Here is a 12,401-nt window from a genome sequence, read left to right on the forward strand (position 1 = left end):
GGGAATATTCCATTCTCAAGTCGTGAAATTTTTGTTATTCGAAATGCCCTATAGAAACTGACGCCTACACCAAAGCCCCCCAGGAAAGGGGCAGTCTGCACATTCAGAATACCGCCGAGGCTGAAGGCATTCTGATTGGGACCGGTGGCACCATAATCCCGGCTGAAATAGTAAGAACGAATCTGGCCGTCAATCTTGCTCTGCTTGAAAAAATCGGTCAGGGTTTCGGCTTGGGCGGTAGCACTGACACCGCAAAGGGCGGTGACAATGGCGATGGCAATGCGGTTTTTGGTAAACACAGCGACCTCCTCTTTAGGCATCCTTGCAACGATGTGTGCCATAATAACGAGGCAACATGATGACAGTTTTATGAACTTTTTATGACAATGTATCTCTATAAATATAACGAATAACCCCCTGGCAAAGCAATTCATTGCCAGAATAAGCCCTGAACGCCCACGAGACGGACGCAACGCAACGGTTCAGGCCCGCCCCCTTCGGCTGATGGTAAAGCCTTTGCATTGCCGGATGGTCGTGGGACACTGGCAAGGAATACATCCTGACCACCGAGATTCGCATGCCTTTGGAAATACGTCACCTGCGCACCATTGAGGCCGTCGCCCAGTTCGGCAGCCTCGCAGCAGCGGCGCAGCGTCTGCACCTGACCCCGTCGGCGCTCTCCCACCAGTTACGCGGACTGGAGGCGGAATTCGGTGTCAGCCTGCTGGACCGGGAACGCGGCACACAGTTGCGCCTGAGCCCTACCGGAGAGGCCTTATTGGCCGCAGCCCGGGAAGTGCTGCCACGCATCCGGCAAATGCAGGAAGATCTGCGGCGACGAGCGGCCGGTAATAGCGGCCGTCTGCGCATTGCCGTCGAATGCCATACCTGCTTTGATTGGCTGACACCCGCCATGGACCACTTTCGCGAGATCTGGCCGGATGTGGAAATGGATTTGGTCTCGGGCTTTCAGCAGGATCCTTTGCCCTTGCTCCAAAGTCATCAGGCCGACCTCACGGTCCTTACGGCACCCGATGCCATGGCGTCCGGTATCCTGCTGCATCCACTCTTTGCCTACGAGGTCGTCGCCCTCGTCAATCCGCGGCACGCCTTAGCTGAACGCAGTTTCCTGACCCCTGAGGATTTTCTGGAAGAAACCCTGATCACTTACCCCGTGGAGGATCGTCGGCTCGACCTTTTCCGCGAGTTTCTCCAACCGGCGGGTGTGCAGCCCTGGCGTCGACGACATGCCGAGCTGACGGTCATCATTCTCCAGCTGGTGGCCTCCGGGCAGGGCATCGCCGCGCTACCCGCGTGGGCGGTGGGGAGCTACGGGGAGAAAAACTACGTGCGCGCCATTCCTCTGGGACCACAGGGTCTCTGGCAAACTCTGCAGGCCGCGACCACCACCGAGCAGGCGGAGCAACCGCACATGCAGGCTTTTCTCGCCGAAATCCGCGCCAGCGTGGCGGCCAATCTGTTTGGGGTAAAAGATATTCCGGGCGTATGATCGCCTTGCAACAGCGCGCTTAGACGGAGCCGAAAACCGATGACCATAAATCCTACCCAGAGCCTGATTTTTGATCCCGAACTTATCCGCCATTACGACCAGTCGGGGCCGCGCTACACCTCATACCCCACCGCGCCCCATTTCGACGAAGGATTCGATGAAAAGGCACTGCAAAGCGCACTCGACGATTCCAACGCCAGCGGGCGGCCGCTCTCCCTCTACTTTCACATCCCCTTCTGCGAGCATCTGTGTTTTTATTGCGCCTGCACCAAAGTAGTCACCCGCCATCACGAATGGGGGACGCCTTATGTCGCTCACTTAGACCGGGAGATGGTGCTGACGCGTGCCCACGTTGACGGCGGCCGTCCCGTGGACCAACTGCATTTCGGCGGCGGCACGCCCACCTTTCTGCGTCGCGACGACATGGCCTTCCTGTTGGACAGCATCGGTAAACACTTTCATCTGCTCCCGGATGATCAGGGCGAATATGGCATCGAAATCGACCCGCGCGCGCTGGAGCCTGGCACGCTGCGCCTCCTCCGCGACTTCGGCTTCAACCGCATCAGCATCGGGGTACAGGATCTGGATGCAGCGGTGCAGAAGGCCGTGCATCGCGAACAGAGTTTCGCACTCACTGCGGCTGTCATTGATGAGGCGCGCCAGCTCGGCTTTCGCTCCGTCAGCCTCGACCTGATCTACGGACTGCCCCTGCAGACCCCGGAAAGCTTTGCCCGGACGCTGGAGGCGGTTCTCGCCTTGCGTCCGGACCGCCTGTCCGTCTTTAATTACGCCCACCTGCCAGAGCGGTTCCCGCCGCAAAAGCGGATTCCCGACGCGGACATTCCCAGCCCGGACACCAAACTGCGCATCCTCGCCGAAAGCATCGCCACCCTGCAGCAGGCCGGTTATCTCTACATCGGCATGGATCACTTCGCCCTGCCTAACGACGAGTTGGCCATCGCCCAGCGGGAAGGCAGTCTGTATCGCAATTTCCAGGGCTACTCCACCCATGCCGGAACGGATCTGCTGGCCTTCGGGATGAGCGCCATCGCCATGGTCGGCCCCACCTACAGCCAGAATATCAAAGACCTGGATACCTGGGGTGCCACACTGGACCGCGGCCACTTACCGGTAGAGCGCGGCCTGCGCCTGAGCGACGAGGATTTACTGCGGCGCCACGTCATCACCCGCCTTATCTTCGACTTCAGTCTGAATTTTGCTGCGCTGAACCGACAGTTTAATCTGGATTTCCAGCAGCATTTCGCGGCTAGCCTGCCTGCTCTGGAGGCCATGGCGGGGGACGGACTCCTGCACCTGGACGCTCATACTCTGACGGTCACTCCGCAGGGACGGCTGTTGATCCGCCACATCTGCATGGCTTTCGACGCCTATCTCGCGCAAAAGCCGGTGCGTTACTCACGGGTGATTTGAGCGACTCGCTATGGGGTCCAGGCGGTACCTGCTCTGCATTTAATCCAAGTAGACATCGACATTGTGCTCGCGGCGATCATCCACGAGCGGAATTCGGTTTTGCGGTAATTCAGCACCGTCCACGATAAGGTGCGGCCCCCGCGCTGACGGGACGCCATCGCAATGGACGGTGATATGGTACAGGGTGTCGCGGTAGCGGTAGTGAACCTTATAGAACTTCCAGTCCGCGGGGACGCAGGGCGTGATACGCAGGTGATCGACTTCAAGGGACAGGCCCAGCAAGGTCTCGGCAATCAATCGGTACATCCAGCCCGCCGCCCCGGTGTACCAGGTCCAGCCGCCACGACCGATGTGCGGTACGGCGCCATAAATATCGGCGCACATCACGTAGGGCTCTACCTTATAGCGGGCAATCGCTTCTGGACTGCTCCCGTGATGGACGGGGTTGAGCATGTTGAACAATTCCCAGGCACGTGCCTTGTCGCCCATTTGGGCATAAGCCATGGTGGCCCAGATGGCGGCATGGGTATATTGCCCGCCATTCTCGCGCACTCCGGGTACATAGCCTTTGATATAGCCGGGTTCAAGTACTGAATGGTCGAAGGGTGGGGTCAGTAGTTGGATCAGTTGTGCATCGCGACGGACCAGGTGCTCATCGACAGCCGCCATGGCCTGTCGCGCCCGCAAGGGGTCGCCCGCCCCGGAAAGAACGGCCCAGCTCTGGCTGATGGAATCTATCTGGCATTCGTCATTCGTGGCAGAGCCCAGGGGGGTACCGTCATCAAAATAGGCCCGCCGATACCAGTCGCCGTCCCAGGCATTTTTTTCTACGCTGTTCTGTAAGCGGGCTGCTTGTTCCGTACAAAGATCAACGACGGCGGTATCACCCCGATTACGCGCGAGTTCCGCAAACTGTTGCAGATTCTGAATCAGGAACCATGCGAGCCATACGCTTTCGCCACGGCCCTCACGGCCCACCAGATTCATCCCATCATTCCAGTCGCCACAGCCCATCAGCGGCAAGCCATGGGCACCAAATCGCAATCCGTTTTTAAGCGCCCGCACGCAATGATCATAGAGGGTGGCCGATTCGGCAGATTGCTGGGGCTGGTCGTAGTAGGACTCCTCCTCCGGGTTCAGCTCGCGGCCCTCAAGAAAATGAATGTTCTCGTCAAGTACGCCCGTATCGCCGGTGGCCATCACAAAACGGCAGGTGGCATAGGGCAACCAGAGATAGTCATCTGAAATATGGGTGCGTACCCCCTGGCCGTGGGGCGGGTGCCACCAATGTTGGACATCGCCCTGATGAAACTGGCGCTCTGCGCAACGGATCAACTGCTCGCGGGCCAGCCAGGGCGCGGCATGAATCAGCGCCATGGTATCTTGCAGCTGATCGCGGAAACCGTAGGCACCGCCCGACTGGTAAGTGCCGCTGCGGCCCCAGAGTCTGCTGGAGATGGTCTGGTAGACCAGCCAGCCGTTCGTCAATACATTCAGCGCGGGGTCTAGTGTTTCCACATAGACGGTACCCAGCGTGCGGTTCCAGTACTCCCATACACCGGCCAGGGCTTGCCGGGCACCCGCTCTTCCGGCAAAGCGGCCCATAGCTTGCTGTGCTTCGTCCATGCTGATTGCGGTACCAAAAATAAACACGATTTCCCGCTCCATACCTGCGCCCAGCTCAATGGTTGTTTGCATAACCGCACAGGGATCCAGGCAGGCTCCGGTCTTGCCGGATAAACGGCTGCGGTGCATCGCCGCCGGATCGGCGAGGGTGCCGTTGCGACCGATAAACTCCGTGCGATTGCCCGTGAGCGCACGCTCCCGTTCACTGGTCTGGACAAACACGATCCGGTGCCCGCACGCCTGACCGTAATCATTGTGCGCATACAGCGCGCCGTTATGCAGATCCGTCTCGGTAACGATATGCATCATATTGGCATGACGCCACTCGCCGAGCACCAGTTCCCAGTATCCGGTCAGCGAGAGCCGCCGGGTGCGCTTTGAATCGTTGCGCAGCTTGATCACCACGAACTTCACGGGCGCGTCCATAGCGACATAGGTGGTCATCTCGGAAGATATCCCGCTTTCGTAATGCTCAAAAATCGTGTACCCAAAACCGTGGCGACAGACATATCCAGACTGTCCGCGGGCCGGCAGCGGGGCAGGTGACCAAAATGCCCCCGTGTCTTCGTCGCGGATGTAGAAGGCTTCACCACTGCTGTCGCTCAGGGGATCGTTGTGCCAGGTGGTCAGGCGGAACTCATGCGCGTTTTCGACCCAAGTATAGGCGCCGCCGCTTTCACTGACGACGGTACCCATGTGCGGACTGGCCATCACGTTGACCCAGGGAGCGGGCGTGTTTTGTCCCGGCTCCAGACTGATAACATATTCACGTCCATCGGGGGTGAATCCACCCAATCCATTGAAGAAAAGGCGTTCACGGGCAAGTAGCGGCTGGACGGTCTCGACGATACGCGGCGTTGCCGGGCTCAATTTTTCCGGAAAACGATCCCTAGGCGCCTGCCAATCCGCCCGCTCCAGCAGGGACTCGGCGCCGTCGGTAATAACCATGCGCGCAACGGTTTGGAACAGCACGCGATCTTCTTCAGAAAGCTCTTCAGCACGACGCACAAATACGCCGCCTGGCCTGTCGATGACTTGTGCCTCCGGACTGGCATGAATCAACCCCATGATCTGGTCTTGCAGCGTGGTCCGGTAGCCCGAAAAATCTTCGTTGATGATGACCAGGTCTGCCGCCAGTCCCTTCAGACGCCAATAGGCATGCGCTTGCAGCATCTGTTTCACCAGATCAATACGGTTTAATTGACCGATGCGCAACAGCACAATGGGAAAGTCACCCGAAATGCCGAAGCGCCACAGGCCGGATTGCCCCAACTGATTACGAGCAATCACGCTGGGCGCGGCACGGCGCAGGGCACTGACATAGACCACAGAATTGGCGAGTCGCCCATACACCTGGGCATCGGCTTCGTTGATGTTCAGGCGACGCAGCACTTCCTGACTCTGAAACCAGGCCATTTCAAAAGCACGTTCGACAAAGTGACGATCGCCATACTTCTCCAGCAGGGCGATTGCTGCCTCGCGGGTGTCGGCAACCCCCGAGATGATCTGCACCGTTGCCGATTCATCCACGTCCAGAGTCAGGGTACGGCGGATGGCGACGATGGGATCCAGCACGGAACCCTCGGTATTCGATAAAGCCGGGTGCTTCAAACCGTCGAATACACGTGGATGCTCCACCGTGCGACCGCGACCGATAAATTCTGCCCGATCCGTTTCATAGGACGCTTCACTGGCCACGGCTCCGGGAGCCGCAAAAAGATGAAACATCCACGGCACTTGCTCGTCCGGCGAGCGGTGACGGCGGGTGCACAGAATGGCGTTGTGCTCTGCCAGAATTTCGGTCTGGACGAACAGGTTGCTGAACGCACGGTGGGCAAGGTCGCTATTCGGTGGCGCGAGAACCACCTCGGTATAGCTCGTTAACTCGATGTGGCGCACACGCGGGGACATATTGGTGAGCGTCACGCGTCGGATCTCGACATCATCTTCCGGCGCAACACCGACCTCCATATAGCTTTCTATCATCTGGTCGCGGCGTCGATATTCCGCTCGCGCCTGGACGAAAATGGCCTCATAGTGATCAGCCTTACACCGGGTGGGTTGATAGGTAGTCGACCAAAAATGACCGGAATCACGGTCGCGCAGATAAATGAAACTACCCCAGGCATCTGCAGCGATATCCTCGCGCCAGCGGCTCACGGCGAGGCCAGCGCAACGGCTGTAACCGCTACCGACATTGTTCACCATGACGTGGTAGCGACCATTGGATAGGAGGTGAACCTCCGGCATTGCGGTATCGGGATACCGGAATATGCGCATGATGGCGGCGTTATCCTGGCTGGGCGCGTGTGCGGCCGCACCAACTTCAGCAGCATGCGGATGCAATGTGGCCGCTTGCTTGGGCAAACGCTCCTGCAACAGCAATTCGGTAGCCTGAATGCTGGGGTCCGATAAAAACCGGCGCTGCATCGGTTGATGGAGGAGTACATGGGCAAAAGCCAGGAGACTCATGCCCTGATGATGCGCCATGAAATTGCGGACGACGACATGGCTTTTGCCCAGTGGCACACGTGACGGCGTGTAGTCGATCGCCTCATAAAAACCATAGGTACCGAGAAAGCCTTGGGCAGCAAGAGCCTGCAGGTTACGGCAGGCCTCCGACGGCATTACGGTCAGCGCCAGCGCGCTGGCATAGGGCGCAATGACCAAATCATCGCCGAGACCACGCTGGAAACCCAGACCGGGGACGCCGAAGGCGCGGTATTGATAGACCTGATGGATGTCGGTGGCATTATAGCAGGACTCCGATATACCCCAGGGTACGGTGCGTTGGCGGCCATACTCCATTTGGCGGGATACGGCCGCTTTGCAAGTCTGGTTGAGCAGGGTGCCGGGATAATCGGGCATGATCAACTGAGGCATGAGGTATTCGAACATCGAACCGCTCCACGAAATCAAACACAGATCGCCGCCGTAACTCGTCAACAGACGGCCCAGCGAGAACCAATGTTTCTGTGGAGCTTGTCCTTGAGCGATGAGCAGAAAACTGGCGAGGCGTACTTCTGACGCCAGCAGGTCATAACAGGATGGATCGCGGCGGCGTTCCCCGACGTCGTAACCAATCGCCAGCAGGTCACGTGCCTGATCGTAAAGAAATTCAAAGTCCATCACCGCCAATGCACGGCAACGCTCCAGCAAATGATCAATGACGCCTAATCGCTCCACCGCTGCCATCCCGGCACTCGCCGTCCCAAAGGCGTTTTCACCGGCCAGTTCTGCCAGTGTCGGGACATCTTCAAGGGGCCACGGCTCAGGGACGAGGTCTTTGAGATCGGCAACCAGCGCGCGGGACTGCTGATCAAACGCCCGTGCCCAGTAGGCCAATTCACCATCCATCGGGGGCTCGACGGGAAGCCCGTTCACGATATCCCCGCTGATCCGTTGAATATCCGCGAGCAGCTTATGGGCGTCGACCAGGGATGAGAGGTGCCCGTTGAGCGTCGTAACCTGTAGCGCATCTTGCAGCGCGCGGACCTTCTCAGTCAGGTCCGGCGCAGTGATACCGTGAATGCACTCTGACAAGTTGTACAACGTATCCTGCAAGCCCGCAAAGTCATTGCTCCGTAGCACGGGATGATCTTTAAGCTCGTTCAGTCCGGCCTGGAGGGTGAGCAGGCAGCCACCGAGATTACCGCTGTCCACCGCCGAGATGTATTGCGGACTCAGTATTTGCAGGGTGCGCGTGTCGTACCAGTTGTAAAAATGGCCGTGATAGCGTTCCAGTCGTTCCATCGTCGCCACGGTGTTTTCGGTCAGTTGGAGGAGTCCACCGGCAGAAATATAACCAAAATCATAGGCAGCAAGGTTCGCCAACAGGGACATGCCCATGTTGGTGGGTGAAGTACGCGGAGCAATCGCCGTCAAGGGATACTCCTGGAAATTATCCGGGGGTAACCAGTGGTCCGCAGGGCCTACGAAATCATCAAAGAAACGCCAAGTACGCCGTGCCGACATCCGCAAAAACCCCTGCTGTGTATCACTCAGGCCGGTAATGCCGGAAGACAGGGGCCAGCTGATCCGCCATGCGATTACCGGCGACAAAAACCACAACGCTAAAATGGGCATACTGAACAGTACCGCCGTGGGCGGACTGATCCCCAGCTTTGTCGCCGCCAACAAGGCCATTCCGAGGAGGATCGCGAGAAGTGGTGCACTCCAGATCTCGCCAAGAAAGTCGCTGAGGGTATGGCAGGCATTTCGGCTCGCATAGGAGGGCAACTGCCAGAGTAACAAGCCACGGCGCGTGAAGAGCATTCGTAACCCTGAGCGCAGGATGGCATCCAGGCTCAGCACCGCTTCATAGGGCAGAAATGTGACGGCCAGAAGCGCGGATAGCAGCGGGCGACCTGCGGACCCTCTAATCAGGGAGAGATGTGCTGCCCAGTCGAGGTCTTCCGGCTTATGGAAGAGATCAATGAGGGGCGAAAGCAAGGCGGGCAGGAGGAGGATCCCGACTACCAATGTGGTCCATAACCAGGCGAACCCCGGATCGAAGAGCCACCCTCCCGCCAGCAGGAGCAACAGGGCTGATGGCAACAGGCTGCGGCGGAGATTGTCAAAGATTTTCCACCGCGACAAACTGGACAGCGGATTGGCCTGGCGCGGCACCCGCATACCTGGGGCCCCTGGCGCACCGGGCACCGACGCCAGCAGCCAGGCGGCGATCTGCCAGTCGCCGCGAATCCAGCGGTGGCGGCGGGAGGCTTCTGCGGTAAAACTCCCAGGTAATTCCTCAATCAGGACGACGTCCGTCGCCAGTGCTGCACGGGCGTACCCGCCCTCCAGCAAGTCGTGGCTGAGAACAAGATTTTCCGGAAAACGGCCATCGACAGCCTGGCGAAAGGCATCCACATCGTAGATACCCTTGCCGATGAAAGAGCCCTCTCCGAAAATATCCTGGTAGACGTCGGACACCTCGCGCGTATAGGGATCGATACCGGAGTCCCCGGCAATGAGTTTGCTGAACGGAGATTGACCGGCGCTGGTCAGATCGATCGCTACGCGGGGCTGAATGATCGCATAGCCGTCGACGATACGGCCCTTATCGGTATCATACACCGCCCGGTTCAGCGGGTGCGCGATATGGCCGATGAGGGCCCGCGCGGTGTCACGGGGTAATTGGGTGTCGGTATCCAGCGTGATGACATAACGGATGCTGCTGAGGATAGCCATATCGCCGACCCGCTCTGAAAATATCGACGCCTCAGCGCCTCTCAGCACGGCGTTAAATTGTTCCAATTTGCCGCGTTTACGTTCGTAGCCCATCCACACCTGTTCAGACGGGTTCCATAATCGTGGCCGGTGAAACCAATAAAATAGGCAATGCCGGTCATCGCCATAGCGCGCATTGAGGGCCTGGATGGCGGCGCGTGCGTAGTCGATTAAAGGGGCATCTTCCGGGCTGGTCTGTTCAGGGGCGTCACGAAAATCCGTCAGTAACGCAAAATATATATTGCGATCGCGGTTTCCCAGGTAGCGGATTTCCTGGGCTTCCAGCAATGCGTCAATTTCCTGTCGCGTACTCAGCAGCGTCGGGACGACTACCATGCTGCGATGTGCATCAGGGACGCCGTGCGAAAAATCCATCTGTGGCAGGGCACGGGGCGCCATAATGAGGGTGACCAGGCGATTTACCAGGGAAACGGCCAAAGCCGAGATACTTATTATGCCGAAGATGCCGAGCCACCAGAAACGCCAGGCCGTCGGGCCGATATCCGCAAAAGGGAGATACAAAACCAGACTGATCGCAACCATCAGTAACAGGATAGTGCTGATATACAGGGAAAGGCGGAGACGACCACTCATGTGTCTGGCCGCTGATTTCCATTCAAAGCGACAGCCCATAGCGCGATCAAGCCGCTGCCGACCGCGATCCAACAAGTAATATCCGACATGCGCAGATCGATCTCCGATACCCGCTCGCTGCACGGCCGCCTGAGCGAGTACGATCGCCCTTTGAGCCACTGCCAACTCATCACGCCCACTGCTCCGCGCAATATCCTCAATAGCGTGGCGGTAGCGATCACGAGTCGCAAAATCCTGTTCGGCATGTATCCCCATGGGATCCTGGCGCAGAACCTGTTCGACGACACTGAGCGCTTCGACGTGATGGCGCCAATCCACCGTCGCCAGGAAGCGCAAGCTGCTGATGCTGTTGGCCATGGATATCTGGTTGGCGGCAGACCTTCTCGCGGACACCTCGGATAACTGTGTCGCCGTTATCCCCTGTTCGAGCAATTGTTGTTCGACCCAGGTTTGCACAAAAGTCATAGCGGGACCATAGGCTTGCAGTCTGGCGTAAAACTCCTCTACAAAGGGTGCCGTCAACGGCATATCCGCATTAGCGAATTCCGCGAGTAACGGGATCAGTTGCTTCGGATTTTTTTCCGCTGCGGCGAGCATGCGGTCTGCCCAGCTAATGGCGGCATTGCGCTCTTCCCGTCGGCAAGCAACGTGCAGACCGGCACGGCGCAGGTTTTCCAGCAGCGCCAATTGCAGCATGATCTGGAAAGCCCACAATTCGCCCAGCGTCAGTGGCGTAATGGTCTGGTACGCCTGGATATAGGCGCTGATGTTATCACTGTCGACGCGGGCATCCCGATGGGCAATCAACTCAGATGCGAGATCGTAAACACGCGGGAATCCCGCCAATTTTCCATATTGCAGGCGCGGTAATTGTCTGCCATAACCACTCGGTAAGTGTCTTCGCGCCAGAATGATCTGTTGTTCGATAAGATAGAAATTGTCAAGCAACCAAAGCTCTGCAGATTGCGTCCGCTGCTCTGTCTGTGCACCTCCCGCAGTGACTACGTCATAAGCCGCGCGCAACACCTGCGCATTATCGGCCAGGCGGGGTAACAGGCGATCCGGCCCCGGACTTGGATCGACGGGATGCTGACCGGCCAGCATCACCGCATGTTGTTTCAGTTGTTCGATGCTGAACAACTCCGCGCGTAACAAGTCCGTATCCAGTGCGTTGTTCAGTGCGTTTTTTACGCAGAATGAGAACTCTAATTTTTTTGTAGTTATGACGTTCTCCCCGGAATAACCTGGTGATGCATCAAGGCATCACGCATTCCCCTCCACTTCTGCGCACCGCAACGTACGCTCGTTATGGCGCTCCTCCATATATTTCCTGACCGGCCGCCGGTGATTTCAGTGGGGAACGATGGTGACTCCAGTACCGCTGGGATTCTTCTTGGCCTGTTTGGCCTGTTTCTTCTCTTTGGGCGTCATCGCCGGCTGCTTCTTGGTTTCTTTATTGCTCTGCTGTGTTTTGCTCATGATCCTTTCCTCTTGCGCTGGTATCCTTCACCATTGGTCATAGCATCATGCAACTTTCCTCTGAGCCCCTCAATATCGGCCTTCTTGGATCTCAGCCGTTGCTCTGCGCGCATTACGCCCGCCCGGTCATGCTGAGCCTTCAGAGTGATAATCCTTTCTTCCAACTGGTGCTGTGCGATCTCTTCATGATTGAGCTGCGCTTTCATCTGGGCGATGGTCTGGTTATGCGTGAGTGGATAAGAGGCCGATGCCCCGTCCGTACTCGCCTGGGCTCCGGCAGCGAAGCTGCCAATAAGCAGTATACCGGCCATAGTGGCCATCCATCTGTTCATATTCACTCTCCTGTATGGCTGTGCACGATGGTCCATCGCGTGTCCGCGCTTACGCCGAGGACCCGTCCCCCAAGACATAGAGCAGCGAAACGATGACGGGGAAGAAAACAAGGGGCAACGCCCCCGTCCGGTAACCGAACGTCGTAATTGTAGCACATTTTGGGTCATTGCGGGCGTTCGCGCGCATAAGACTGCCA

5 protein-coding genes and 1 pseudogene are annotated in these 12,401 nt (G+C 58.0%); 2 read left to right on the plus strand and 4 right to left on the minus strand.

Going from position 1 to position 12,401, the window contains the following annotated elements; genetic code table 11:
* A pseudogene (locus Q0C48_RS11730) lies at nt 1-299 on the minus strand (hypothetical protein); the annotation flags it as partial.
* 278 nt (nt 300-577) lie between these two features.
* Between Q0C48_RS11730 and Q0C48_RS11735 the strand changes: the two are divergent.
* On the plus strand, nt 578-1,510 hold the full coding sequence (locus Q0C48_RS11735; protein ID WP_291524562.1) for a LysR family transcriptional regulator: 933 nt from the start codon (nt 578-580) through the stop codon (nt 1,508-1,510).
* 39 nt (nt 1,511-1,549) lie between these two features.
* A complete protein-coding gene (hemN, locus tag Q0C48_RS11740; RefSeq protein WP_291524564.1) occupies nt 1,550-2,941 on the plus strand; it encodes an oxygen-independent coproporphyrinogen III oxidase in 1,392 nt (463 codons plus the stop codon).
* Between the two features lie 39 nt (nt 2,942-2,980).
* On the opposite strand, the gene Q0C48_RS11745 is transcribed toward hemN, so the two are convergent.
* From Q0C48_RS11745 to Q0C48_RS11755, 3 genes are all read right to left on the minus strand, one after another.
* Nucleotides 2,981-11,548, minus strand: coding sequence for a glycoside hydrolase family 94 protein (locus Q0C48_RS11745; protein WP_291524566.1), 8,568 nt, complete (start codon nt 11,546-11,548; stop codon nt 2,981-2,983).
* Between the two features lie 195 nt (nt 11,549-11,743).
* Nucleotides 11,744-11,872 carry a hypothetical protein gene (locus tag Q0C48_RS11750; protein ID WP_291524568.1) on the minus strand — a complete coding sequence of 43 codons (129 nt, stop codon included), beginning with the start codon at nt 11,870-11,872 and terminating at the stop codon, nt 11,744-11,746.
* Nucleotides 11,869-12,183: a hypothetical protein gene (locus Q0C48_RS11755; protein WP_291524570.1), complete on the minus strand. Its 315-nt coding sequence runs from the start codon at nt 12,181-12,183 to the stop codon at nt 11,869-11,871. Before Q0C48_RS11755 ends, Q0C48_RS11750 begins: the two co-directional genes overlap by 4 nt.
* Between the last annotated feature and the right edge of the window lie 218 nt (nt 12,184-12,401).

This window comes from Acidithiobacillus sp. (assembly GCF_023255755.1).
Lineage (GTDB): Bacteria > Pseudomonadota > Gammaproteobacteria > Acidithiobacillales > Acidithiobacillaceae > Acidithiobacillus.

What these genes read in the sequence shown, in the direction of transcription:
- Q0C48_RS11735 (WP_291524562.1), top strand. Translation starts at nt 578, where the DNA reads ATGCCTTTGGAAATACGTCACCTGCGCACCATTGAGGCCGTCGCCCAG.
- Q0C48_RS11750 (WP_291524568.1), bottom strand. Translation starts at nt 11,872, where the DNA reads ATGAGCAAAACACAGCAGAGCAATAAAGAAACCAAGAAGCAGCCGGCG.
- hemN (WP_291524564.1), top strand. Translation starts at nt 1,550, where the DNA reads ATGACCATAAATCCTACCCAGAGCCTGATTTTTGATCCCGAACTTATC.
- Q0C48_RS11755 (WP_291524570.1), bottom strand. Translation starts at nt 12,183, where the DNA reads ATGGCCGGTATACTGCTTATTGGCAGCTTCGCTGCCGGAGCCCAGGCG.